Here is a 22,118-nt window from a genome sequence, read left to right on the forward strand (position 1 = left end):
ATGAAAGCGGTGGCCTATCCATGGACACCAACAGCTTCACCTACCAGGTGATCTGGCAGGGCGTGATCGACTTCAGTGGAGTCGCACCCGACTACACGCTGAGCATTCCGGGCTTCAACCCGGCCAACTGCGTGTTCATGATCATTCCGACAAGGGCACAGGATGTGCAGTCATCCGAAACCGACGGGAGCGGGAACCAAAAGTCCTATCCGTTCGTCACGACGGCGGTGGGCCAGGTGGTTGTCAGGAGAAAAAATCCATCCGCAAGTGCTTCCACTATCGGCTCCACGGTTGCCGCCAAGGGCTACGCGATAAGGTACTCGACATGAGCTTTGGATTTCAGAGCATCAACGACAATGCATTTGTTCAGATTGACGCCGAAGCCCCCAGGCTTTGCATGCTCACCAAGGGGACGTATTCAGGAACTACCAATGCGTCCGGGGTGTTTGCCAGAGCAATCACAAGCCAAGACCCGCCGCTAGTGTTCATCCGCCCGGATCAGGGGGCGATTCAGGTGCCGATATCGGTGTGGTTCACCGGCGGGCCGGGAAACTGGACCGGGTTCACCATGAAGGCATCCAACGTCAACGCAACGTTAAGCGGCCAGTACTTCGTGGCCGCCTGGGCGTCCATGGGCACGGCAGCCTATGGACTGCGGTTGTGGGACCAGAGTGCGACACTTGTTTACGACAGTGGCGCGCCGGCGGTTGTCGTGACCTTCGCCGCAGGCAACTGGACGTACCTCGGAGACGAGCAGCTGACCGTGGGCCACCGGTATATCTGGGGAATTAACAAGATGCTCGGCTCAGGCGAGTACGTGTCCCTGAACCCTTTCGCCATGAACTGCCACAACAATGCGTCGGGTGGCGGTTGCGCGCTGGGCGTCGATTACGCCAATGGCCGGATCATGATGTACAGCCTCGCCACAACTGCCTGGACTGACCAAGGTCACCGTCCATTCCTCTGCGCCAAATTACTGGCCTGACTTCTTCCGCTCCGCACATTTCTTTCTGGAGATATTCAATGCCCTGGTACAAATCAGGAACGGTCTCTGTCACTCAAAATTCCAATGCCGTGATCGGCACGGGTACCGCATTCATTGCCAACAGCCGGGTCGGCGATGCCTTTCGTGGCCCGGACGGCGGTTGGTACGAGGTGACGAACATTGCCAGCGATACCGCGTTGTCGATCTCGCCGAACTATCAGGGCGTGACCAATGCAGCAGGCGTCTACGCACTGGCGCCCATGCAGGGTTATGTCAAGGATTCGGCGGACGCATTGCGGGCGCTGGTCAACACATACGGCACGAAACTCGCCGCTCTGGGCACGACCGGCAACTATGACATTCTGCCAGTTAACAAGGGAGGTACTGGAGGTACCACACAGGCGGCCGCACAAACGGCGCTGGACTTGATTCCGCAATCATCTCAAATTGACACAACAAATAACCGTGTGTTGAAAACCGGTGCATGGGGGCTGGGTATACCTGCAAATGCAACTGACGCAAACAACTGCACCGGTAGTGGTGCGGTATATCGTGTAACTTCGCCATTCACCAACTGCCCAACAGCAAATGCTTACTCCATTTCGACAATGATTTACGACAATGAAGTGTCGCAACTGGCCTTTCAGGAAGGAAGCACTGCCATTGCTGTATTCTTCCGTAAACGGCAAGGTGCTTCTACTTGGGGTGCATGGGGTCGCGTTGCAATGTCAGGCGCGGATGGTATAGTTCCGGTTAACGTTGGTGGTACAGGCGCTACCTCTATGGGTGCTGGGGCAGTCGGTACAGTTTCACAAACGTCCGGCGTTCCTACAGGTAAGGTTATCGAGGCAGGGAGTAATACCAATGGAAAATACACCAAGTTTGCATCGGGACTGCTCATCTGTGAAGGCGCAGTAGCAGACTTTCTTGTGGCTGCTAATAGTATAACTGCGTGCCCAACAGCCACCTTCCCATCTGCTTTCATTGATACCTCTTACGTAGTTATCGCGGACGGGACGCCGCAAGCTTCTTACGATACCTATGGTTATATTTCGCCCAACGCAAAAGCCACAACTTTTTTCAATAAAATGTACAAAAACGGGGCCTCCGCCCAGTGGATTGTGCTCGGCCGATATATCGCAACCGGAAGGTGGTTCTAATGCTTATTAAACTTTCACCTGTGCGTTGTGACAATGTGCTTTCCGTTACGAAAGCCGGGGATGTTCTGACAATTAATGGAGAAGCATTTGACTTCTCTTTGATGTCGAACGGCGACACCTTGCCGCGCGAAGCCATTGCCTCCGAGTGGTTCGCAGGCGATGTGTCGAAAGTGGAAGGAGAGCTTACATTGACTCTCATGCTGCCACTGCCGGCTCACTACAGCCCTGAGCAGGCTTACCCAGTCGACCTGGCTGATGTTCCAGATGGTCTAGTCCAATTTCCGCAGCCGCTCCCAGAAGTATCAGTCGAGCCAAATAGTGAGGAGCAAGAATGAATATCGACTGGTCCCAACTCATCACCAAGGCCATGAAGGACGCCGCCCCCCAAGCCGTGCAACTGGCTGAGGCCCGAGCCGAGCTATCGGCCAAGAACGCCAAGGCGGTGGCGCAGATCGCTCGCATCCAAGACCGCGTCGACACGCTTGGTTATGGCATCGATGTCGGTGAGGCTACCGAGGAAGACGAGGCCGAGCAGGCCGCGCTGCTGGTCAGCCTGAAAGCCTGGAAAACCTATAAGTTCGCACTGGGGAAAGTCACCGTGCAGCCGACCTGGTACGCCGCGCCGGTTTGGCCAGTTGAGCCAGTGGCGCCGGTAATCGTGGCAGACCCCCAAACTGTGGCCGCCGACCTGATCTGAAGCGCCACTGCAGCACAACGCAACCCGCCATCGAGCGGGATTTTTTTTGCCTGGAGAAAAGTGATGCCAGTTACCGACAAAGACCGAGACATCCTCGCGCGCACGCTATGGGGTGAGGCGCGCGGTGAATCCCTGGCTGGCCAGATTGCTGTGGCCTGGACGATCCGCAACCGCGTGAACGACGGCAAGCAGAAGTCGTGGTGGGGTGAGGGCTACGCCGGCGTGTGCCAGAAGCCGTACCAGTTCAGTTGCTGGAACAAGGACGACCCGAACTTTGCTTACCTGAGTGGCGCGAAGCCGATCCCGTTCCGCGAGTTTGCTCAGGCGCAGATTGCCGCTGATCAGGTGCTGGCCGGTAAAGTGCCAGATCCCACCGGCGGCGCCACGCACTATTACGCGACCACTATGCCGAAGGCCCCGGATTGGGCAGCGAAGGCCAAGCAGACGCTGAATCTCGGGCACCACGTCTTCTTCAAGGATGTGCCGTGATGCCGGTTCCATGGAGGTTGATCGGCGTCCTACTGCTGATACTGCTCAACGAATTATCGGAATCACTGACGCCGGCGACCAAGGACTGATCGCGCTGGCCGCATGTCAGGCCTACGTGCGGGAGATCTTGCATTAGGGCGTGAGCCTTACGCTACTCATCGAGATGGTGGCAAACTCCCGTATGGCCGGGGAGGGCCATCAATATGAAAACTCTGCTTTTAACTGCGGCCATACTGGTGCTGGCGGGTTGCGCAAACCATCCACTCGACTGTGCGATTGGACTTATTGCATGGGATGACTGCCTACCTGGAACAAAGGGCTATGAAGTTCGCCAGCAAAGCCTGAAGAACCTTTCGGTCGCTAGAGATGAGAAAACGGCGACAGATGACGCAATTTGCCAATCATACGGAGCGAAGCCGGGAAGCGATGCCTACGTGAACTGCAGGGTTCAGCGAGACAAGTAACATTTAAATGATGGTTTTCGGCTTGGGAGTGATGCCGTCGAGTATCCCGCGAAGCCGGTCAGCTTCCCGCTTGTAGCCTCTCGCTGCTATGTCGAGGTCGTACAGCTCCTTGCGGACTTTTGCGAGCTGCCCGGACCGCTCCCGAAGATTGCTCATTGCTTCGTCACGCTGTGTAGAGGCCTCGTCGTACATTTTTACCAAGCCGAAGATGTTTTCCCGTGCGTTGCGCAGTTGTAGATTCAATTCCTGGACTTCGTTTTCCAGCATCAGTTTGTAATGGTAGATGGTTTCCAGTTCGGTCGGGCATCCAAGCCAGTCGCTGGTGTCTTCGATGTCGAGAGGGTCCACGGTCATGCCTTATCTATACTGTTCGGATATACAGTAATAGAGGCGAGCGGGATCGGGCGAGAGTGAGGCGACGAGCAGTAGTCCCATCAGTCCGGTGACATCAACACCGCGAGCGTCAGCTTGATGAACTCCTCGTTCTTGTCGATGGTGTCCAAGGCGCCGCGGACGTTGTCTGCGACGTCAGCCGAACCGCGGGCCTCTACCCAATTCGAAAGCTCCATGATGGCGGCTTCGAGGGCGAGTTGGTTTTCGTTGATCTTGTACAGCAGGGAAGGGAGCAGGTCTGAATTTGGCAAGGCAATTCCTCTATAGATGAGGAAAGAGTAGCAGTCGCAAAGGAATTGGTGTTCAGTCGGCAGGACGCCGGGAAAGGGGGGCTACTGTAGGAATATACAACGCTAAGTTATTGATTCTTATAGGGGCATGTAGTGGTTTTTCACCCATCAAAAAAACCTGTTTATCCTTAAGGATCAACAGCTTGCATGGGTTTCGGGGTCACCTTGACATGGTGGGGGTCGTTGGTTCGAGTCCAATCGCGCCTACCAAACAAAATCCGCTCTGCTGGGCGGTCTAGAAGGGCTCACCGAAAGGTGGGCCCTTTTTTGTTGCTTTGAATTCACGCAGAACGTTCACAAAATATAGGCTTCGTTCACACTGGGCAATGTGAACGCCTAAAGAGTCCGGTTCTGTCCCTCCATATCTCGACCCTCCTCACCACCTGTCATGTCCTACTTGAGCAACCATTTCTCCATCTGTACTGTATGTATACACAGTATTTGGTGCGTGCGTGATGAAAGACGATTTGATCGATGACAGCGGCTTTGAACTGGGCCTCCCCTCACGCGAGGAAATGCTGAAGCACCACTGTGATTTGCTGGGTGCAGAGCTGGAGACGACACGTCGAGACTTGCGGAGGGCACACAAGAACATCGCCGGACTGATCGTCATGTACCGAGACTGCACGAAGGGGCTTGCTGCACTGAAGATTGAACACGAGCGGCTGAAGTGGACGCTGACGGGCATGTACAGCCGGGAACGGGAACAAGGAAAGACCCCGTTGGGGTACGCCTACGGTGACTACTCACCCAAGGACAAGACTTAGCCCCAGGTCAAACCAGTGACGTGATGGCAGCGAGCCACGGCACCCGGTAACATGCCCGGATCACTCAGAAGGAATTCACCATGAAGACATGGATGGCAGGGGTTGCACTATTGGCGCTTGCAGGATGTGCCAATCACCCAGTGGATTGCTCGATTGGCATTACGTGGGACGACTGCCTCCCTGACACCAAGGGCTATGCGAACCGGCAAGAAAGCCTGAACAATCTTGCAGCGGCAAAGGAACTACAAGCAGCCAAAGACGACGCACAGTGTCAGTCCTACGGGGCCACACCCGGCTCTGATGCCTACGTGAACTGTCGTGTTCAGCTGGATAAGACCGCGACTGACCAACTAGCACAAGCAGAGAAAGAAAGGCGTCAGCGTGTTGTGCAGATGCTGAAGACCCAGAGCCAGCAATACCAGCAACCGGCGCCGCAACCCTACGTGGTGCCGAAGCAAACACATTGCACTTCGATGGCTTACGGCCAGACAGTCAGCACCGATTGCTACTAACACCACGGAATCGGAGAGTCAGCATGAAGAAAGGGATGATGGCAGCGGCTGCACTGGTAGGGACTTTGGCAAGCGGTAGTGCCATGGCAGGAGCCAAGATCTATGGATTGGGGGCGACAAGTTGTGGGACGTTCATCTCGTACACCAAGAGCATTCAAGAACCTTACATGTTCTGGTTCAACGGGTTCGCTACCATGGCGAGCGCTCAATCCGGAATTGACTACTTCGAAGGAACTGACAACGAAGGTCGGCTTCTCTGGATACGTAACTACTGCCAAACACACCCGCTAGACCTGTTCAACGATGCCTCAGTAGCCCTGATGGTCGAGCTTCACAGCAAACAGAAGCAGTGACCAAGACCGTTTTCCACGGAATCCATGCCCGCCGCGAGAACAGTGCAACTCTTGAGGCGATCCAGATTCAGGCTGGATAAATAATGATGGGACTCACCCAGCGTGGTGTACTGCATCCAGCGAAGACGGGCACTGTCCACGCCGGGCGAGCAGGACAGATTGTAGGTTGCTGCTCTCTGGCTGTCAGCGATTAAAGGCGTAGTCGCATAATCGCATCTGTGATGGCTTGTGCATTCGTGTCGAGGGTTTCTATGGCCGCTGTTGCGTTAGCGGCGACACTCCCTACACCGTTCTCTGAGAGCCACTTGGTGATCTCTTCTATAGCAGCACCTATGGCGTGCTGGTTATGTAGCAGCAATGTCAGTGCGTCCGCTGTGGCGATGTTGACTTCTGAGTTAGCTGACATGGCTATCTTCCTTGAGTGATGGTGCGAGAATCCTAGCCCATATCGCTGCTGGCTGGGCCAGGGAGGTAATTGCACAGGCCTGCCACATTGTTTGCATTCGACCTTACCAGTCCTTTGGATTGGACTCGGCCAGCACGCTTCTTGATCATGACCGGCCGAAGACGTCCCCTGGACGGAGCCCTGCCTAGGACACGCTACCGTATTCCGTGCGATGACTGCGCACTAGGCCCAGGATCGTAAATGACAATGAAGATTTTGGAATCCGATCCTTGACTAGCACTCAGGCACATCGCCATGCTGCAAGCCATAATGGCGCCTGTAGCTGTTGCGCCCACCTGACGATGACTTACAAGGACAGTTATATGCCCAAAGGTAACCCGACAGCAGCGCAGCTCTGGCAAGGTGAAGTATCTTTCTTCTCTTTGGACACGGATCTCATCCAGTCAGCGGGATACAACTTCGACGGCGGAGCACTTAAGCAACTTCCAAAACAGCTCCCTGACACGATGGGGCTGCATCTGTCTGAAGTTGTAGCTCAGGAAATAGTTTCGCATCGCATGGCAGGCATTACCAAAGCGATTGATTACTTTAAAAGTTCTTCCAATGACCTTAAGCGATTGGCGTCTATTGCTATGGGTGATATAGATGCTAACTTCGATAAGCTTGCAGTCGAGGCCAGTGCATCGAACCACTTCTATCAGCAAATTACAGATTATGTAACTAGCTGCCAAGGTACGATTTTGCCGATCGATGGGCAGTTGCTAACACAAAGAATATTTAATCTTTATTTCGATTCATCCCCCCCGTTTGCTGAGCGTAAGGATAAGAAGGCTGAGTTTCCCGATGCGGCCTCGCTACTTATGCTAGAGGATTACGCAAGACTCAACGGAACCATGGGGTTAATCGCGTCAGGTGACGGAGGGTGGAGCAGCTTTGCAGACAGCTCGGACTATCTCTACTGCGTGAGATCCATCGATGACTTGGCTACTCTTTTCGTCGCCACAGATGACTATGCAAAAGCCATCGAGCAAAAGGTTATTGAATCTGTTAAAAGCGAGAAATCATCTCTCAGAGATAATCTTCATGATGCTCTTGTTGAACACTTAAGTAATTCATCATGGAGTGCATCTGATGTAGTCAGTGGCTCGGTTTCGCGAGTCGAAGCCGACGTCTACGACACGAAACTTGAACAATACACAATCGACTCAGCTGGAGTTTGGTCGATTAGTGATGACAAGAAAACCTGGGTCATTGAATTGGGCATAACCGTAAATGTCTTGCTATCCATAAATGTAGAGTTTTTTGCTTGGGATTCTATCGATCGGGAAGAAGTTTCAATTGGATCAGATGTCGTACCTTCGGACAGTAGCCTTGAGGTTCAGGTGTACTTCACATGTTCCGGGGTCGAAGAAGATTCCCAGCCAGAGGATTGGGATATCGAAATCGAAATTGCTAATGGGGAGTATGAATGCGCCCCGATGGACGTGGACCCAGACTTCGGCGATTGAACTCGGAATGCCTGACAATGAATCGCTAATAAATTAGCGGGTGCTAGGGGCATCCACTATTGGCCGTTTTCTGACGGTCGTAGACCGCTTCTTGAAGGCTGCTGATACCCAAAACTTTTCAGACTCGACACTTGCCCCGGTCGAGTATTGCCCGTGAATCTGTGGCCAAAAATATCGCTAGGGAGGTCCGGGGGGGCGGGGAAATCCTGTCGAATGTGGTGCTTGCTTAAACCCCTCGTAACATCGGCGTGTGCTGGGCTACAGCGCTTTCTAGAAATATCAAGTGGGTGCATGGCCACCCGGAGAACGTCGCTCAAGCAGCTTTCTAGGAGCTTGCTGGGATGCTTACTCGGTTGGCGCCTGCTTGTACTACGCCTTGGCGTTTAGCGACAGTCCAAGGCGAGCCATCAGGCGGGATACAGTCATTGGCTGGAATGTCTTTCCTTTGGCCGTGCTGACGCCCTTAGCGTTGAGACACTGGGCAATGCTGGCAAAGGACGTACAACCGTCGTACAGGCACGCCTTGATGTGATGAGCGATTGCGTCCGCACGGTTATCAGCGTTCTGCTTCTTCGCCTCCAGTGCGGCATCGTTGCCTACTTCCCAAGCCTTCGCCCGGCCAGCGTCACGACGAGCGATCTTCGCTTGTGCCTCGGTATCGCCAGTGGCGGCGAGGGCTTTCAACTCGGCCAGACCATCCTTGGTACGTTGGCGAATCTTGACCAGCTCTTCTTCAGCCAGCAGCGACTTGATGTTGCGGACGAGGCGACTGCCATGAACGTCCTCGGCTTCGACGATGGTGTATTTCTTCTGGAGAACAGCGAAGTGGGCGTGGTCACGGGTCAGGCGGTCAACACGGTGTACGACCACCGGGCAATCCAGCCCTTTAGCCATCGCCAGAGCTAGGCGGCACTGTTGTCGCTCCTGCGGGTCGATGGAACCTGACACGCCCTGATCCGTGAACTGGGCGACGATCTGCCAGCCGTGTGTCTCAGCGGCGATCTGGATAGCGGCGAACTGACCAGCTACCGACAGGCACTGATCGTCTGTACTCATCCTTGCGTAAGCCACGACCTGCTTCATGTTCTCGCCTCGCTATCTGGAGTTGACCTATCTTAACACTTTGTAGACGTTCGACAACGATTTGTTAAGGTCTCTTTTTTGGGGGTTGTTGGTTGAACTGGATGCCTCTGCAAGGTGGCTTCGTAGACCGCTCGTCGGATTGCCGCACCAGATCCCCTTATAGGCGTTCGCAACCAGAGGTAGCCCTATCCACATGGCGTGACTTTGAACCCGGTACCCGACCGCTTAAGATCCGGGCAGGGGTGTCACCGGAAAAGGAATCAACCATGCGACAACTCTTCAAAGCGTTATGGGTACTCAGGGCGGTATTGCTTGAGACTCTGCGGGCGGTCTGGGAACACATGAGGGACCAGCGGGACGACTGACTGCGGTGGGTGGGTCAAGGGGTTGGTACAGCCCCTTGGCGCCCACACACCCCGCTGTAGCGCAGGTCTGGCAATTCCTGGTGGTGTAATCAGGGTGGTGTGAGGAAATCTGGCGTGACGGTGGGAAAGCCGCGTGTGTGGGGCAATCGGCTAAACCCTGGTGCCCGTAAACATTGGCCCTAACGCGATCTACTGTCGCTGGGAGGCTGTAATGCCCACCTGTAGGCAATAGATGTGAGAATTGTTCTCACATAGTTCCTATTCGCTCCTATTCCCTCTTTAAGTCTGCCAGTAGATGTTTATTGATCACCCCGTTTCTTGCTCGCCTGAACCCGTTCTTCCTGCTGCTGCATCGCGGTCACGTAACTGCGTGCCATGTGTTCGATGAACTCCCGGATGGGGAGCTGGTGGCGGCGTGCATGGTACGAAAGGGTGTTGAAGTCCTCGGGCGTAAACCTCACGCCCAGCGCCTTCGTGGGGCTTGAAGTCTGGTCGCTCAAGCTGCTGGCTCTGCGTGCTGGGAGTGGGATTTCAGCAGGTCAGCCAGGGCTTTCTGTTCCTCGGACACTTGGCGCTTGGTGGCGGCTTTGGCGGCTGCTTCTGCGGCTGCTCGTTCACTGCGTTCTACGTTGATAGCCACCAATCTGGCAGTCTCTACGCGGTTACGCTCGTACCGTTCCAGCTCGTACTCTTCTCGAGCCAGTTCTGCCACCTTAGGAAGTTCGGCAGCAATAACCTCATCCGGTTTGCGTAAGATGGCTTTGAAATAGAGTAGTTCTGTAACTACCTTGACGATAGTAAATCCTTCTTTTAGAACGTCCTGAAGTTCGATTAGGGAGACTTCTACAGGTGCATGTTTTACCCAGTCGATATGGGCACCCATGTCCTTATAAAACAGCCCTTCGGAGTTATTGTTATAGCGAGTCGTTCGCTTATTAATCAGTTCCTGCAACTCTACATCATTGTGCGGGAAGACTTCGGCGACTGTAACGCCGTATTCAATGTTTTTGGTGGTCATAATGGTTTCCTTGAGTTACTTGTTTGAACGATGTTGTTTCAAGGCCGCGATAAAGCGTTCCTTGGTGCTTTTAATGTTGGTCTTTGAGTTGGGCTTGCTGGCGCTATTTACGGGCTGCTGAGAGCCTTTAGAAGCGGCCCCAATGGCTAGGGCAACCTTGGCCTGCTTTGCTGCCGCTACCCGTGTCCGGTGGGCTTCTAGGTCTCCCAATGTTGCCACCATGCCGGGGGCAAAGATTGCGTCTTCCAAGGCGTTCAAGAAGATCAGTTCTTCACCCGTAGCCTCGACATAATCAACCTTGTCGGACGATGTAGTTGGTTGTTCGAGGAAGTACGAGAGCACCGCTTGGTTGGTCTTGTCTATTTCAAGCCAGACTGTTGTGTTATTCATCAAACGGCCTGCTGTTTTGGTTGGCTGGTGTTCTCCAGCTCCTGGGCGATAAACTGCAGCTCGAGTTGTTCAATAGTAAACTTGTTGTTGGCTCTCCACGTGCGAACTTGGCATTGAACCGAACAGAAGCGAGAAAGGTTAGAACGGCTAAAGAAGTTGCGGCTGCAAGACTCGCAACAGTGTTTTCGAAGCGGACGGCGTTGTTTCATAGATATTACCTCTGAATGTATGTTGATCATTATTCAAGACGAAAAAACCCGTTCCTCGGGATTGAGGTTGCGGGCGGTGGGTATTGCTAGTGTGTTGCACTCGTTATGGGTAAGTGCGGTATTTGCTCTATTGCAGAGCGAATTAGTGACCAGTTCGTTGCACCTCTGGCCTAGGCATTACATTGAAGGCTTTTGAAATCTCGAAAAGTCTAAGCCCATCCTGTACAACTATCTTCCAATGAAACACCGATCATTCTGCACTGGATCGGAAACAGTACAAGGTAACTCAGCAAGGAAAGGAATAGTCCTTACTAAGTTGTTGCAGGCGGGATGTTTTCGAAGGTGTATCGAGGAGGGATTTAAGTTGTTTCTGCCACTGTTTTATATTACCACAATAACTGCAGAAGTCAATACCTTCATACTAAATTAGTTGCTTTTCTTTCGCTCTTGTGGGTGGTTTCTGTTTCCTGTTGATTCCACTTGCTCCGCTGTTTCCTTGGCCCTTTGGTTCGCACTTGATTGCCTCGGTGGTAGATAAGGATACCGTGGATTACGCCCGGTTGAGTAAACTTAAACAGGGGTAATATGTGGCGTTGTCGCCACGAGAAACAACTTATGCCTCTCGGCATGTTACAAGCGAAGAGCAGGGTGGTGCAGCACCACTCCACCCTACAGATAGAGTTATTGTCTTGCCAAGTTAGTTGTGACGTTTACGTCACGCAGTAATTCTCTCTTAAGTAATATGGTTAGTTAATAACTGTAGAGGTTCAAGAAGGGAGGATAGGGGGTGACCCCCTCCCGCTGTTGCTGTTGCTCTTGCTCTTGCTCTTGCTCTTGCTCTTGCTCTGAATTGTGCAGGAAGTACTGGTGCCCACAGGCACGGACTTATTATTCCTCTTGGGTTGCTCAATCGTGGCTCACGCCACAAGTTATTACGCAAGGTTGAGAGCAAAAGCAAAGCGGGGAGGGCTGTCCGCCCCATCTCCCCTTTAACCCCTATAGAGTTATCATCCGAGCCTGGGGGCACAGGTTTATGCTCTTGGCGTAAACGCCATAAGTAATAAGCTTCTACAGTTGAACCTAACCTTTACAGTTGCGTGTCCGACATCTGCCGTACACTTAGTATGGTGGGCGCGAACTTCAATTCTCGGACAAATGAGAGCTGTTCTCGTCTGTGCTCCGTTGGTCAGCGTCGTGTCCATCCCTGTGCCTGCACGAAGTCAAGGAACGCGTCATGCCTGGATGGCTCGGGGTAGTACTTGATTGCCTCGGTTGATTCCCCGGTTCCTCGGCGGTGAGCGTCCTCGGCGGCCTCAATATCGGGGGTTCCTTCAAGCTCACCAACGAGGGTAGCCGTTCTCTCTAACAGCTTTTCCAGTGGTTCTTCACCGTAGCGTTTTACTGCCAGCTTGAGCAGATACTGCCGCACTGCGTAGCGTTGTTTCGTCCGGGCAAGTACGCCTTCCTGGCTGTCAACCTCCTGCATCGTTCCATGTGACGCGATGTACTCAGTCACGTACTCATCAAGCCTGTTCATCAGGTCGGAGGCGGCATTGATCAGGAAATCACTGCTGGCCCGTGGGTTGTATTCATCGATCCAGTCCGTCAGGAACAACGCGTTACAGTCAGACTCAGCGGCTTGCTTTCGCACCTTGGCCTTTACCCGTTTAATGTGGTCGGAGGTGTAGTTGCTTTCATAGCGGCCTGTCGAGGTGTTCCATTTGCTGCCGTATTCCTGATGAAGAATGCTCCGCAGTTCATAGTCGCGGATGCCATGCTTGCGGCTCGCGAGTGGAAACACTCGTTCAATGGACTTGGCAAACGGTGTTTCAATCTTCGATACGGGTTGTCGTGTCTTTAAGGGCTTGGGAACTCCCTTTACCAACTCTTTAATCTGCCGATCATTAAGCCCGGTAGCGTCTCTGATCTGGTCGTAAGTCGCACCGCTCTTGCGAAGTTCGATTGCGGCCTGTTCTGCGGTGGTGGTTGCAGTAACAGTAGATGTGGTGTCGTTCGTCATGTTGCTCTTCACTCAAGTAATGGTTCTTCAATTCATGGGCAATCCCTCGGTGTGTTCCGGCTATTGTCAGTTAGGAACGCGTGACCCTTATTGCAGACAGCACGAAACTCGCTCTGCTCAGCGGCCTATTGGCTTGAACATGCGAGGTAGTTGTCAGGTAGGGGAGGTGTTGCGGGTGCCAGCCTCTGTGGCTGGGTGTACGGATAGTAACACTTTGGAATTGGCCGTCAAGATAATAATTATGACTACATTGTAGGGTAAATCTAAACTTTAGCCGTCACACTCTCAGAAGAACGTACAAGCCCCATTAAAGCGTTCTTCTCGCTATGCCGTACCTCTGGCTTGGTTTTGTGGTTGCAGTCCTCCAGAGGGTCGTGCAAGTGCTTAAGGAGGGTTGTTGTAGTTGCACGTTATAGTGAAGTTTCCTTTAATGGTCGCTGAACAACTTTCAGTAGTTTTCCAGTGCTGTAGCTATTATATGTAATAGTCTTGTTAGTGAAGTTGGTGTTCTGCTTAAGTCGTCCGCTTTAAGTTTTAGTGTTCTTTTCTTGCTAGTAACAATTGTCTACTGCTGATGCTGTAGTGAGTTGGATAATTGAATGCTGGTGGGCACGAAGTTGGTCAGGTTCGCATATCCAAGGCAGAGCCGTTCCGCATCCTCATCGCATATGCGTAGACCGGCTCTTTAACGGCAAAGGTGCCACCGTGGCGACCGGCTTTGGCCACAATCGGTCTAAGAGTAGGATTTTCTACCTTTAGGTCGGACACCAGAGCCTGGGTTGAGTCGACTTTTCCACCATTGGTGGAGAACTAATTACCGCCCACTCATTTAGCCGCTCGAATTTCGAAGCGCTCGCAATGCGACACCTTGAATTACATCCCCCCGATCCAATCGACGATGATCTTCAGGTGCGAAGGCTGGCTTGCCCTTCTCCGCCTCCAGTTCCTTGGCGACGTAGGTTCCGCCGTGTCGTCCAAGCGTCACGCTAATAGGCGGATTTCCGCCCTTTTCAACCTCGGAAATCAGGGCGGTAACTGTGGGATTTCCCACATTTAGTTCTTGAATCACCGAAGCACAGTCGAAACGGGTCCCTTGACCGGAAGCCATATTGACGGACTTCCCATCAATTGAATTTCGACCCGCCGAATCAGTGCTTGGGCATCCTTGGTGGCCAGGCTGCGATGTCATGATGTTAAAGGCAGGTTATCCTGCCTTTTCGACCTCATCACTAGGACTCGGGTGAAGGCAAAACCAACCCACAAGTCGAGCTTGTGCCTTTCTCCCTGCCTACCATCGTGGCGACCATGCTTGTCGATAACTCCGGGGATTCCCGGAATTAGATTTTCAATCGAATCCTGAGCCCTGTCGTTACGGTCCCCCCCGTGCGGCCACGCTTGGCTACCAAGGATTCAAATGCGTGATTTCCCGCATTTAGCTCAGCAATAAGTTTTACCATCTGATCGTATACGGCCGTCTGTATCTTGCTTGGCGGTGATGCCGCTGCCCTTGCGGATATAGAACGGCTTAAGAGCCCGATTATGGGCTATTAACTCTTCCACTAAGTCGTTTGACTGATTCGGGGGCAACCACTTCGACGGGCGCTGGCGGCCGATGTCACCGGCAGCCTTGTGGACATCGTTGAGGCAATAGCGCCCCCCCCTTTTTTTTTGTCCTGCCGGTAATACCGTCAATTACAACTTGATTTGAGACATGGCCTCTGCCATCGCCTTGAGTGGACTGCGGCTTCCATAAATGCTGAAAGTCACCGCGCCATCCTTGTGTCCTGCTATCCGCTTAATGAGCGAGTCCTGCACCCCGGCATCTCGCAGACCGAACCACTTCGACGGTGCCCGACCAAGCTTCCCCCGCACAGCTTCCAGTTCTGGAAACAGGCGATTTGCTCCTGTGGTTCTGAGTGACTCGACGTGGAGCAACAACCCAAGTTCGATCAAGGCATGGTGCAAGGGCAGCATGCGTCGACTGCTGGCATTCTTAAGGTTCTGGCTTTCACGATTGTCATCGATGCGGATGCACGGGATGCCCTGTTGGTGAGGGCATCCTGTGTCAGGCCGGAGGTCTACGAGCAAGTGGCCAGGATCTTAGCCTCAATTGATCTGGACCGCGTCAAGATTGCTCTCTTTCTCCGCAGAAGAGCGTGGGCTTGTAAGCGGTGGGCTTTGTTGATCTCGCTAGGCGTGGTGCCGGAGGTGTGGTAGATTCGATTTGCTCGTGGCATTTGGCCACGAGGTGGATCACAAGTTGTCAAGCCGCGCATGGTTATTTACCACTGCGATACACACGGCGAGCAACAGCGTGCGGAATCTCTTCATCGAGAATCTCCAAATGTAATCGTGATACTGACACTGTACGTCATCTCTAGCAATACGCGGCCTAGTCTGAAAAGATGGATAATGTTTAGAGCATTAAGTTTAGCCGGTGGGGCGGTTCGGGATTGCCGCCATCCTAGTCCCACCGGTTGGCTTATCAAGGTAAATAGAGCATGGATGAGCTGCTGTGGTACAAGCCAAGGAAATACCTTCACTTCGATAGACCTCTTGGTCAGAAACCTGCCCAAGACTATGTGACATCTCCTTCGAAGGTGGCACAGCATTCATTTTATCCATTCATTACTTACACTTCTCAGGTTTTGAAATATCGCCTTGATAAAGGTCGTGGTGTTTTTACCAAGAAACCAAAGCCAAGGCCTATAAGCTATGCGGCTCACTTGGACTCGCATATATATGCGTACTACTGTTTTCTCTTGAGCGAGAAGTACGAAGCAGAGTTGAATCGTAGAGGACTTCACACTTCGGTGTTGGCTTTTCGGTCAATCGACTCGAAAAGTAATATTCACTTCGCACACGATGCCTTTGAGGAAATTAAGGCTAGGGGTGAATGTTGTGTGCTTGCCTTCGATATTGAAAAGTTCTTTGATAGACTTGATCATTCTATTTTGAAACAAGCTTGGTCAAATCTTCTAGGTGCAAAGAGTCTGCCTGATGACCATTTTTCAGTTTATAAGTCAATCACGAAGAGTGCTAGGGTTGATAAGGTCGATCTTTACAAAAAGCTTGGAGTGTCTTTGCATAACCCAAGCGTAAAAGATGCACGTCTATGTTCTGCAAAGCAGTTTCGTGAAGAAGTACGAGGCGATGGTCTTGTAAGTGTTAATCCAGAGTTTCGTGGGATTCCTCAAGGTTCACCAATAAGTGCAATGCTCTCTAATATGTATATGTTGGAGTTTGATCTGGCGCTGCTTGATTTTCTTTCGCTGATTGAATCAGTTTTCTACAGATACTGTGATGACCTGCTTATTATCTGCGACTTAGAGCACGAAGATGTTGTTCACGACTTTGTGGATGTGCAGGTAAGGAAGTTGAAGCTGGACTTGCAGCATAAAAAGACTGAGATTCGGCACTTTACTTATGATTCATCTCGCAAGCTTAGAGCGGATCAACCAGTTCATTATCTAGGTTTTTCGTTTGACGGTCAGCGTGAACACATTCGTTCATCGTCGATTACCCGTTATTATAAGAAGATGCGCAAGAAAATCTGGGTTACCAAGAAGGCTATGGATCGTTGTAATGGCCTTCGAGCAAGTAGGGGGGAGGCTCCCCGAGAGCTTTTTCTGAGGGCGATTTATCGAGGTTACAGCTGTGTAGGGCGTAGGAACTTTATTACCTATGGCTTCAGAGCTGCAAAAATTATGGACTCCCAATCTATCAGGAAGCAACTCCGTCCGCACTGGAAGAAACTGATGAAGCATATTAACGATGCAGCGTCGAGTAGCTGAATTGACTAATGAACTGCCCAACCAAAACGGATGTGTTTTGGCTAGGCAGTCTAGACAACTTAATCAGTCGATAAGGTGCAGAACGTCCTTAACATTCAAGTGAGAGTAACGGGCTACAGATCGTGTATCCCGGTGCCCAGATACGATCATGATCTGGGCGTTGTTGAATCCTTTCTTTGCGACGTTCGTTATCCTGGTGTGCCTTAGCTGATGCAGGCGGACGCTGCTGTCTAAGCCCGCTTTGACTCGTGCCAATCGCACGGCTTGAGAAACGGCATGTGGAGTGACCGGGAAGATGAGATTGTTCGGGTGACGTTCTACGGTGGCGCACAGTTGGGCGAGCTGGAGAATTTCCACTGCACGGTGGGTGAGGGGAACTGACCGTGTGCCGTTCTTGCCATCAATCACATCGGCAATCCGCTCTTTGAGGTGCAGGCAGTCTTTGGTCAGCTTTAGGATCTCAGAGCGGCGCATGGCAGTCTCATATGCCAATTCGACAATGGGTTTCATGATGGGTGACAGCTTTTCCAGTAACCGCTCAAGCTCGCTTGCACTAATCACCTTGTCTGAAGACCGATCAGGCTTTGGGAGTGCGATGTCACTGACCGGATTGTGGATGTCGATCAGCAGGCCGCGTTTGGCGAATCTGTAGAACCGCGACATGAACGCAAGCTGCGTCCTGCACGTGGACGGCTTCACGGTCTTCAACCGCATAATCTTGAAGTCGTTGATCATCTGCGGCGTGATCTCGTGAATCGGCTGAGTGAAGTGCCTACCCAGATGCTCAACGATTTTCAGTGCGTGGTCGTAACTGCCTTTCCCCTTGAGCATGGTCTCGCAGTAGGTCATGCCCAGCGTATATATAGTGTGATGCTTGCGATCCATCGTCACGGCTTCGATCTGGTTTGCCCAAGATTCTGCCTCGGCCTTCGAACTGAAGGTTTTCGACTGTGGAGATTTGCCCTTTACCCGTACCTGGGCGTTCCAGTTGCCGGACGGAAGTAAGCGGAAATTAGCCATTGTTGACGCCTCATGATGTGAATGGGCGTTCTGTGAAATCCAAGAGCAGCAAGGCTTGCAGCTTGCTCAAGCAGACATTGACATGGTGGGGGTCGTTGGTTCGAGTCCAATCGCGCCTACCAAACAAAATCCGCTCTGCTGGGCGGTCTAGAAGGGCTCACCGAAAGGTGGGCCCTTTTTTGTTGCTTGCGTTTTGAAAAACTTTTTCAAAACCCCACTCAATACGCCAGCTCGACACCCCCCTCCAGACTAATGCTGTTCACTTAAGCGCGGCGTCCATATTTGTGGCGAGGGGATTGAGCGAAACGTCGCACCGCCCCGTTGGGCCGCTTCGCAGCCCAACGGGGCGGTGCGGCATTCCGATAAATCCCCTCGCCACAGGCTCTAGCTCGACTGAAGAATGTCTTAAGTGAACAGCATTACCCCTCCAGACAGGCTTTGGATTTGGCTTGCTGTACCTGACCTGTGAATCATTGAGCGGCCTCATGGTCATATCGCTGACCTTTGCATTCAGGACGTTCAAATGAAGCGTGCAGTAATAATGTTCATGGCCATTTCAGGCTCTCTCCTGCTGGGAGGCTGTGGGCCTCACTGGGACGACGGAGAAAGGTACGGGCGAGATCGTGATCGAGATCATGATTACCGTCGTGGATACGACCGCGGGTATGACGATGATCGAGGGTATGACCGCCGATATGATCGTCGTGACCATGATCATGGGTATGACCGCAATCGTGATCGTGATCGTGACGATAGGGACGACTGAATGCGCTGGCCATCGGCCCTCGGACCGGTCAATGATCGCCCGGTATGCCGATCAGCTTTAGCGGCACGGATTGCCAGTGATTCAGGCGTAAGATAGCGGTGCTACCTCATCAAAAGGAGCCGCATATGATCGCCGACCAAATGAACAAGCCGGTATCTGAGGACAGAGCTGTTTGGGATCAATACTTCTGCGCTGCGTTGATTGCGGAAAGCAATTTGACCGCACCGGTTGTAGGAGGCGCTACGCATGAAGACAGGCAGAACCTGTTGATTGAAAGGGCCAAAGCTCTCGCCGACAAGATGATGGAAAACAGAAAATAACCAGAGCCCAGCCATCGCGCTGGGCTCTTCACATCTGGAACTCGTGCAGGACGATGCTGGAGTGCTGCAACAGGTAATCATGAGGGGGGAGTTGGCGGTCAATCGCGTACTGGATAACCACAAGCCTGGGTCGTCGCCAGGCACTGTAACGAGGGGATTGCCCCCTCGTTACAAATGTTGCATGAAGAGCATGAACCACTACTGGCGTGGTTCATCTCAACAACGTCGGACCTGCATGGTAGGTCCAACCCACTAAAACCAATCTTACTTGGCGTTCAACTTCTTCAGTTCTTCATAAGTCGCCGACTGTACAAACCAGAAGCCGGAGATGATGCACCACGTCAGGGTGCCGGTAATGAAGACGCCTGCCCCGGACCAGAAGCCCTGAACGAAGATCATGACCACTGCGGCGATCCAGATAACGGCCAGTGCGACGTACAGAACTACGTTGTTTACGCCAATTACGAACTCTTTCACGTCTATTCCCTTTTGAATGTTTATCCTCTGGCTCCTTACGCAAGGGCCAGTGGGCGGCATGATAGGGGGATAGGTGGCTGTTCGCCAGTCATGTCACGGCCTGCAGGCAGATTTCCAGATTGTGGACTACTACTGACAAGCCCATTTCCTTATCCCTGTCAGGAGCATCTCTATGCTGTTTCACTGGTTTCTTGCGGCGATCCATCTCTTGGCTGTTGCCTTGGGCCTCTGGGCGGTACTCACCCGAGGGGCGGCGTTAAGCCGCCTGGCCGTCGGTACGGCGCAGGTTCGCAATGTGCTGGTTGCCGATAACGTATGGGGCATCTGTGCGGGTATTTTGCTGATCACAGGTTTGATGCGGGCCTTCGGAGGGTACGAAAAAGGCACCGACTATTACCTTCATCAGCCGCTGTTCCATCTGAAGATGACGCTGTTCGTGATCATTCTGCTGCTTGAAGCGGCCCCCATGATTACCTTGATCAAGTGGCGGATCGCCTTGGGCAGGGGTGCTTCGATTGACCAGGGCCGAGCCAGGCTGTTTGCACGCATCAGTCATATCGAAGCGCTGTTGTTGATGTTGATGGTGATTGCGGCCACCGGCATGGCGCGCGGTGTGACATTCGGCTCATAACGGCGTGATTCGTCGGGGTTAAAGCGAATAATCTGACAGTCACGGCGTGGCCGAAGCCGGTAGCATCGGCTTCACGTAATGGGGGAGGAGGCGAGGCTCAGCAAAATGCCGAGCATGAATCTTTAGCCAGCCATTGCGCTGTAACGAACGGGCTGGCTACTGACTGCAGCAGGATTCAGGGAGTCTGCGGTTTGTCTGGAGCGGTGAGGCCAGCCTGAATGCGCTGATAGATTTCTTCGCGATGAACCGCAACGTCTTTCGGGGCATTGATGCCAATTCTGACTTGCTGGCCGCTAACGCCCAGAATGGTGATCGTAATGTCATCACCAATATTTATGCTTTCACCGACTTTGCGGGTGAGTATCAGCATGGTCTTCTCCTTGATTGCTTTGTGGGGCACCTGATTCGGACAGTGCAGAGGTCGGTGGTATGTATAGATTAGTGCGAAGTCTCACGGTTTGGGTGCCTCTTTCTGACGCACAGATGCTGCATTAATTCCCAAGGCGTAACTATACAGAGGCCGCAACCATCATTCTCGTTGTTTTAAGCCCATTTTGCGGCACTCGGGAAGTATTCATGGATGCTAAAATCGCCGCTTTAAGCATTCTGAGGGAAGCGTTGTGCGCAAAATGGTCTTGGTAATCGCGGTATTGGCGCTGGCGGGATGCGGTGAAGGCAAGAGTATTGACGCGCAAAAGCCGCAACCGGCTGCTGCGACTGCACCTTCGATGGCATCCGCACCACAATGGGATCTCGAAGTTCGAGGCGAAACACCTCAGGCGGTCAGCGATTTGAGCGGCTGGCTGATTGAGCACAGTTTCGTTTCCAATATCGTCAAGGAAAACGGAAAGACCCGGATTCTGCTCGGGCCATTCAGTTCGAAAGCCGAGGCTGAGGCCAAACAGACAGAAGTGCGCGCGGCGCTCACCCGGGCGAAGAAACAGAACATCGAATTGTTGGTTCTCGACCATCCAGTGGCCCAGTAGCAGTCCTTTTTCAGGCTGCTTTTGATGGAATGCCTACCAGGCTCGATCATGGCGATGGATGGTGCGCACTTTACCGCTCGATGCCGGTTGCCCAGCGCCCGGCAATGCGCACTTACACCATTGCGTGCCGAGCAGGCAAAGTGGGTATCAACTTCGAGTTGCACGGCGAAACCGGCCCTGCATCCCGCTGGGCAATTCATGCCGCTGCGAGTGAGCCGATCCAGATCGTCGCACCTGATCGCCAGTTTTCGGCGCAAGACGCGGGTGGTTTCGAATGGAAGCCGCCTCAGCAGCTCAAACATCTGCTACTGGTCGCCGATGCCACGGCCTTACCCGCGGCAAAGCAGACTTTCTCGATATGCGCCATTTATCTGATATCTGATCCTACCGGTTGAGGATCAGATCAGTCGTCAAACTGGCGCCATTTTGCTGCAGCGTTACGAGCTTGTCGCCGGAGCGCGCTCCAGAGTTTGTGAAGCCGGCTGCGATCTTGTCCTTCCACTCCTGGCTGCGCCAAGGCACGATGCCAGCCTCGAGGAACAGCTTGAACAATCCATGGGCCGATCCCATATAGGTGGGCGCACCAAAAACGATGGCGTCAGCCGCCGCTAGCCGGCTCATGACAGCGTCGTCACGCCACCTACCCTCACTATCAATCTGAGCGGGCACGATCTCTATGAGTTCGGCACATGTTCCCGCTACCTCTTCTGCGCCTCGCTTGACATGCTCCGCAACAGTCCGGGTGTGACCTCGTCCGGATGAATACACAATTGCGACGATAGTCATTGATTTCTCCTGATTAGAATTGCGACGCGACAAATCCGCCCTTGTCTGGGGCGATCCAGCGAGGATGGGTGGGAACTGCGTTTGATGCAAGGGCGGGTCATTTCCTTTGAAATCAAGAAAACGGGTTGCTATTCGCGGTGGCAATTCAAACGAGTGATCAGTACCGATGCAATCAGGTACTCAAGTGGACTGCTTGCATTAAACCCGAGGCCTTTGTGTTTTCAGTGAG

At 52.8% G+C, this 22,118-nt stretch carries 30 protein-coding genes, 1 tRNA gene and 2 pseudogenes; 19 read left to right on the plus strand and 14 right to left on the minus strand.

The genetic code is table 11. The annotated features are described in order from the left end of the window. Positions 1-20 precede the first annotated feature (20 nt). From IB252_RS06100 to IB252_RS06130, 8 genes and pseudogenes are all read left to right on the plus strand, one after another. Entirely contained in the window at positions 21-329 is a 309-nt protein-coding gene (locus IB252_RS06100) for a hypothetical protein (RefSeq protein WP_225607278.1), read from the plus strand. After that, positions 326-985 (plus strand): hypothetical protein, encoded by a 660-nt coding sequence (locus IB252_RS06105; RefSeq protein WP_192407444.1) that lies wholly within the window; start codon positions 326-328, stop codon positions 983-985. The genes IB252_RS06100 and IB252_RS06105 overlap by 4 nt, the downstream gene beginning before the upstream one ends. Before the next feature lie 38 nt (positions 986-1,023). Next, positions 1,024-2,145 carry a phage tail protein gene (locus IB252_RS30075; protein WP_225607279.1) on the plus strand — a complete coding sequence of 374 codons (1,122 nt, stop codon included), beginning with the start codon at positions 1,024-1,026 and terminating at the stop codon, positions 2,143-2,145. Beyond that, complete coding sequence (locus tag IB252_RS06115) at positions 2,145-2,480, plus strand: hypothetical protein (RefSeq protein ID WP_192407446.1); 336 nt, start codon at positions 2,145-2,147, stop codon at positions 2,478-2,480. Before IB252_RS30075 ends, IB252_RS06115 begins: the two co-directional genes overlap by 1 nt. Then, on the plus strand, positions 2,477-2,842 hold the full coding sequence (locus tag IB252_RS06120) for a phage tail protein (RefSeq protein WP_192407448.1): 366 nt from the start codon (positions 2,477-2,479) through the stop codon (positions 2,840-2,842). The genes IB252_RS06115 and IB252_RS06120 overlap by 4 nt, the downstream gene beginning before the upstream one ends. A gap of 63 nt (positions 2,843-2,905) precedes the next feature. Then, positions 2,906-3,331: a cell wall hydrolase gene (locus tag IB252_RS06125; protein WP_192407450.1), complete on the plus strand. Its 426-nt coding sequence runs from the start codon at positions 2,906-2,908 to the stop codon at positions 3,329-3,331. Continuing rightward, positions 3,294-3,467, plus strand: a pseudogene (locus IB252_RS30535) (lysis protein); the annotation flags it as partial. The gene IB252_RS06125 and the pseudogene IB252_RS30535, both read left to right, overlap by 38 nt. A 67-nt stretch (positions 3,468-3,534) precedes the next feature. Beyond that, positions 3,535-3,795, plus strand: coding sequence for a hypothetical protein (locus tag IB252_RS06130; protein ID WP_192407452.1), 261 nt, complete (start codon positions 3,535-3,537; stop codon positions 3,793-3,795). 3 nt (positions 3,796-3,798) lie between these two features. Here IB252_RS06130 and IB252_RS06135 read toward each other — a convergent pair whose 3' ends face one another. Together IB252_RS06135 and IB252_RS06140 are read right to left on the minus strand one after the other, a co-directional pair. Next, positions 3,799-4,149, minus strand: a complete 351-nt coding sequence (locus IB252_RS06135; protein ID WP_192407453.1) for a hypothetical protein — start codon at positions 4,147-4,149, stop codon at positions 3,799-3,801. Positions 4,150-4,229: 80 nt separating this feature from the next. Beyond that, entirely contained in the window at positions 4,230-4,439 is a 210-nt protein-coding gene (locus IB252_RS06140) for a hypothetical protein (protein ID WP_192407455.1), read from the minus strand. Positions 4,440-4,562: 123 nt separating this feature from the next. Here IB252_RS06140 and IB252_RS06145 point away from each other — a divergent pair. The 4 genes from IB252_RS06145 to IB252_RS06160 all read left to right on the plus strand — a co-directional run bounded on the left by IB252_RS06145 (position 4,563) and on the right by IB252_RS06160 (position 6,110). Continuing rightward, positions 4,563-4,688, plus strand: a tRNA-Ser gene (locus IB252_RS06145). 245 nt (positions 4,689-4,933) lie between these two features. Further along, positions 4,934-5,245, plus strand: coding sequence for a hypothetical protein (locus IB252_RS06150; protein ID WP_192407457.1), 312 nt, complete (start codon positions 4,934-4,936; stop codon positions 5,243-5,245). Between the two features lie 80 nt (positions 5,246-5,325). Further along, a complete protein-coding gene (locus IB252_RS30080) occupies positions 5,326-5,757 on the plus strand; it encodes a hypothetical protein (RefSeq protein ID WP_225607280.1) in 432 nt (143 codons plus the stop codon). Between the two features lie 23 nt (positions 5,758-5,780). Then, the gene (locus tag IB252_RS06160; protein WP_192407459.1) at positions 5,781-6,110 is read left to right on the plus strand and encodes a hypothetical protein; all 330 of its coding nucleotides are present in this window, start codon (positions 5,781-5,783) and stop codon (positions 6,108-6,110) included. 190 nt (positions 6,111-6,300) lie between these two features. Here the strand turns inward: IB252_RS06160 and IB252_RS06165 are convergent, their stop codons facing one another. After that, the gene (locus tag IB252_RS06165) at positions 6,301-6,516 is read right to left on the minus strand and encodes a hypothetical protein (RefSeq protein ID WP_192407461.1); all 216 of its coding nucleotides are present in this window, start codon (positions 6,514-6,516) and stop codon (positions 6,301-6,303) included. 362 nt (positions 6,517-6,878) lie between these two features. Here IB252_RS06165 and IB252_RS06170 point away from each other — a divergent pair, with 362 nt between their 5' ends. Beyond that, positions 6,879-8,024, plus strand: a complete 1,146-nt coding sequence (locus tag IB252_RS06170; RefSeq protein ID WP_192407463.1) for a PIN domain-containing protein — start codon at positions 6,879-6,881, stop codon at positions 8,022-8,024. A gap of 369 nt (positions 8,025-8,393) precedes the next feature. Here IB252_RS06170 and IB252_RS06175 read toward each other — a convergent pair whose 3' ends face one another. From IB252_RS06175 to IB252_RS06205, 7 genes and pseudogenes are all read right to left on the minus strand, one after another. After that, the gene (locus IB252_RS06175; RefSeq protein WP_192407465.1) at positions 8,394-9,107 is read right to left on the minus strand and encodes a recombinase family protein; all 714 of its coding nucleotides are present in this window, start codon (positions 9,105-9,107) and stop codon (positions 8,394-8,396) included. 664 nt (positions 9,108-9,771) lie between these two features. Next, positions 9,772-9,972 (minus strand): hypothetical protein, encoded by a 201-nt coding sequence (locus tag IB252_RS06180; RefSeq protein ID WP_192407467.1) that lies wholly within the window; start codon positions 9,970-9,972, stop codon positions 9,772-9,774. After that, the gene (locus IB252_RS06185; RefSeq protein ID WP_192407469.1) at positions 9,969-10,490 is read right to left on the minus strand and encodes a hypothetical protein; all 522 of its coding nucleotides are present in this window, start codon (positions 10,488-10,490) and stop codon (positions 9,969-9,971) included. The genes IB252_RS06180 and IB252_RS06185 overlap by 4 nt, the downstream gene beginning before the upstream one ends. A gap of 15 nt (positions 10,491-10,505) precedes the next feature. After that, positions 10,506-10,880, minus strand: coding sequence for a hypothetical protein (locus IB252_RS06190; protein WP_192407471.1), 375 nt, complete (start codon positions 10,878-10,880; stop codon positions 10,506-10,508). 1,395 nt (positions 10,881-12,275) lie between these two features. Further along, positions 12,276-13,109: a hypothetical protein gene (locus tag IB252_RS06195; protein WP_192407473.1), complete on the minus strand. Its 834-nt coding sequence runs from the start codon at positions 13,107-13,109 to the stop codon at positions 12,276-12,278. Positions 13,110-13,938: 829 nt separating this feature from the next. Further along, the gene (locus IB252_RS06200; RefSeq protein WP_192407475.1) at positions 13,939-14,217 is read right to left on the minus strand and encodes a hypothetical protein; all 279 of its coding nucleotides are present in this window, start codon (positions 14,215-14,217) and stop codon (positions 13,939-13,941) included. 584 nt (positions 14,218-14,801) lie between these two features. Beyond that, positions 14,802-15,158 (minus strand): annotated as a pseudogene (locus tag IB252_RS06205) (integrase); the annotation flags it as partial. A gap of 452 nt (positions 15,159-15,610) precedes the next feature. Here IB252_RS06205 and drt2 point away from each other — a divergent pair. Continuing rightward, positions 15,611-16,903, plus strand: a complete 1,293-nt coding sequence (gene drt2, locus IB252_RS06210) for an antiviral reverse transcriptase Drt2 (protein ID WP_192407477.1) — start codon at positions 15,611-15,613, stop codon at positions 16,901-16,903. A 63-nt stretch (positions 16,904-16,966) separates the two neighbouring features. Here the strand turns inward: drt2 and IB252_RS06215 are convergent, their stop codons facing one another. Continuing rightward, the gene (locus IB252_RS06215; RefSeq protein WP_192407479.1) at positions 16,967-17,923 is read right to left on the minus strand and encodes a tyrosine-type recombinase/integrase; all 957 of its coding nucleotides are present in this window, start codon (positions 17,921-17,923) and stop codon (positions 16,967-16,969) included. 523 nt (positions 17,924-18,446) lie between these two features. Here IB252_RS06215 and IB252_RS30540 point away from each other — a divergent pair. Then, positions 18,447-18,689 (plus strand): hypothetical protein, encoded by a 243-nt coding sequence (locus IB252_RS30540; RefSeq protein ID WP_412548160.1) that lies wholly within the window; start codon positions 18,447-18,449, stop codon positions 18,687-18,689. A 125-nt stretch (positions 18,690-18,814) separates the two neighbouring features. Next, positions 18,815-19,009 (plus strand): hypothetical protein, encoded by a 195-nt coding sequence (locus tag IB252_RS06225; RefSeq protein ID WP_111452631.1) that lies wholly within the window; start codon positions 18,815-18,817, stop codon positions 19,007-19,009. Positions 19,010-19,273: 264 nt separating this feature from the next. Here IB252_RS06225 and IB252_RS06230 read toward each other — a convergent pair whose 3' ends face one another. Beyond that, complete coding sequence (locus IB252_RS06230; protein ID WP_111452633.1) at positions 19,274-19,486, minus strand: hypothetical protein; 213 nt, start codon at positions 19,484-19,486, stop codon at positions 19,274-19,276. 172 nt (positions 19,487-19,658) lie between these two features. Between IB252_RS06230 and IB252_RS06235 the strand changes: the two genes are divergently transcribed. After that, positions 19,659-20,117 carry a DUF2214 family protein gene (locus IB252_RS06235; RefSeq protein WP_192407483.1) on the plus strand — a complete coding sequence of 153 codons (459 nt, stop codon included), beginning with the start codon at positions 19,659-19,661 and terminating at the stop codon, positions 20,115-20,117. 175 nt (positions 20,118-20,292) lie between these two features. Here IB252_RS06235 and csrA read toward each other — a convergent pair whose 3' ends face one another. Continuing rightward, a complete protein-coding gene (gene csrA, locus IB252_RS06240; RefSeq protein WP_007938114.1) occupies positions 20,293-20,487 on the minus strand; it encodes a carbon storage regulator CsrA in 195 nt (64 codons plus the stop codon). Between the two features lie 250 nt (positions 20,488-20,737). Between csrA and IB252_RS06245 the strand changes: the two genes are divergently transcribed. Continuing rightward, positions 20,738-21,103, plus strand: coding sequence for an SPOR domain-containing protein (locus IB252_RS06245; protein ID WP_192407485.1), 366 nt, complete (start codon positions 20,738-20,740; stop codon positions 21,101-21,103). Continuing rightward, a complete protein-coding gene (locus IB252_RS06250) occupies positions 21,070-21,498 on the plus strand; it encodes a siderophore-interacting protein (RefSeq protein ID WP_318652713.1) in 429 nt (142 codons plus the stop codon). The genes IB252_RS06245 and IB252_RS06250 overlap by 34 nt, the downstream gene beginning before the upstream one ends. Here IB252_RS06250 and IB252_RS06255 read toward each other — a convergent pair. Next, positions 21,488-21,889: a flavodoxin family protein gene (locus IB252_RS06255; RefSeq protein WP_192407487.1), complete on the minus strand. Its 402-nt coding sequence runs from the start codon at positions 21,887-21,889 to the stop codon at positions 21,488-21,490. The two genes, IB252_RS06250 and IB252_RS06255, sit on opposite strands and share 11 nt — an antisense overlap. Positions 21,890-22,118 lie beyond the last annotated feature (229 nt).

The sequence above is a fragment of the Pseudomonas sp. PDM10 genome (assembly GCF_014852295.1).
Classification (GTDB): domain Bacteria; phylum Pseudomonadota; class Gammaproteobacteria; order Pseudomonadales; family Pseudomonadaceae; genus Aquipseudomonas.

Excerpts from the sequence above, each read along its gene's own strand:
- IB252_RS06165 (WP_192407461.1), bottom strand. The coding sequence starts at position 6,516 with ATGTCAGCTAACTCAGAAGTCAACATCGCCACAGCGGACGCACTGACA.
- IB252_RS06175 (WP_192407465.1), bottom strand. The coding sequence starts at position 9,107 with ATGAAGCAGGTCGTGGCTTACGCAAGGATGAGTACAGACGATCAGTGC.
- IB252_RS06185 (WP_192407469.1), bottom strand. The coding sequence starts at position 10,490 with ATGACCACCAAAAACATTGAATACGGCGTTACAGTCGCCGAAGTCTTC.
- IB252_RS06235 (WP_192407483.1), top strand. The coding sequence starts at position 19,659 with ATGCTGTTTCACTGGTTTCTTGCGGCGATCCATCTCTTGGCTGTTGCC.
- IB252_RS06190 (WP_192407471.1), bottom strand. The coding sequence starts at position 10,880 with ATGAATAACACAACAGTCTGGCTTGAAATAGACAAGACCAACCAAGCG.
- IB252_RS06170 (WP_192407463.1), top strand. The coding sequence starts at position 6,879 with ATGCCCAAAGGTAACCCGACAGCAGCGCAGCTCTGGCAAGGTGAAGTA.
- IB252_RS06225 (WP_111452631.1), top strand. The coding sequence starts at position 18,815 with ATGATCGCCGACCAAATGAACAAGCCGGTATCTGAGGACAGAGCTGTT.
- csrA (WP_007938114.1), bottom strand. The coding sequence starts at position 20,487 with ATGCTGATACTCACCCGCAAAGTCGGTGAAAGCATAAATATTGGTGAT.
- IB252_RS06115 (WP_192407446.1), top strand. The coding sequence starts at position 2,145 with ATGCTTATTAAACTTTCACCTGTGCGTTGTGACAATGTGCTTTCCGTT.
- IB252_RS06215 (WP_192407479.1), bottom strand. The coding sequence starts at position 17,923 with ATGGCTAATTTCCGCTTACTTCCGTCCGGCAACTGGAACGCCCAGGTA.
- IB252_RS06125 (WP_192407450.1), top strand. The coding sequence starts at position 2,906 with ATGCCAGTTACCGACAAAGACCGAGACATCCTCGCGCGCACGCTATGG.
- IB252_RS06195 (WP_192407473.1), bottom strand. The coding sequence starts at position 13,109 with ATGACGAACGACACCACATCTACTGTTACTGCAACCACCACCGCAGAA.
- IB252_RS06150 (WP_192407457.1), top strand. The coding sequence starts at position 4,934 with ATGAAAGACGATTTGATCGATGACAGCGGCTTTGAACTGGGCCTCCCC.
- IB252_RS06255 (WP_192407487.1), bottom strand. The coding sequence starts at position 21,889 with ATGACTATCGTCGCAATTGTGTATTCATCCGGACGAGGTCACACCCGG.
- drt2 (WP_192407477.1), top strand. The coding sequence starts at position 15,611 with ATGGATGAGCTGCTGTGGTACAAGCCAAGGAAATACCTTCACTTCGAT.
- IB252_RS06120 (WP_192407448.1), top strand. The coding sequence starts at position 2,477 with ATGAATATCGACTGGTCCCAACTCATCACCAAGGCCATGAAGGACGCC.
- IB252_RS06135 (WP_192407453.1), bottom strand. The coding sequence starts at position 4,149 with ATGACCGTGGACCCTCTCGACATCGAAGACACCAGCGACTGGCTTGGA.
- IB252_RS30075 (WP_225607279.1), top strand. The coding sequence starts at position 1,024 with ATGCCCTGGTACAAATCAGGAACGGTCTCTGTCACTCAAAATTCCAAT.
- IB252_RS06160 (WP_192407459.1), top strand. The coding sequence starts at position 5,781 with ATGAAGAAAGGGATGATGGCAGCGGCTGCACTGGTAGGGACTTTGGCA.
- IB252_RS30080 (WP_225607280.1), top strand. The coding sequence starts at position 5,326 with ATGAAGACATGGATGGCAGGGGTTGCACTATTGGCGCTTGCAGGATGT.
- IB252_RS06105 (WP_192407444.1), top strand. The coding sequence starts at position 326 with ATGAGCTTTGGATTTCAGAGCATCAACGACAATGCATTTGTTCAGATT.
- IB252_RS06130 (WP_192407452.1), top strand. The coding sequence starts at position 3,535 with ATGAAAACTCTGCTTTTAACTGCGGCCATACTGGTGCTGGCGGGTTGC.
- IB252_RS06100 (WP_225607278.1), top strand. The coding sequence starts at position 21 with ATGGACACCAACAGCTTCACCTACCAGGTGATCTGGCAGGGCGTGATC.
- IB252_RS30540 (WP_412548160.1), top strand. The coding sequence starts at position 18,447 with ATGAAGCGTGCAGTAATAATGTTCATGGCCATTTCAGGCTCTCTCCTG.
- IB252_RS06200 (WP_192407475.1), bottom strand. The coding sequence starts at position 14,217 with ATGGCTTCCGGTCAAGGGACCCGTTTCGACTGTGCTTCGGTGATTCAA.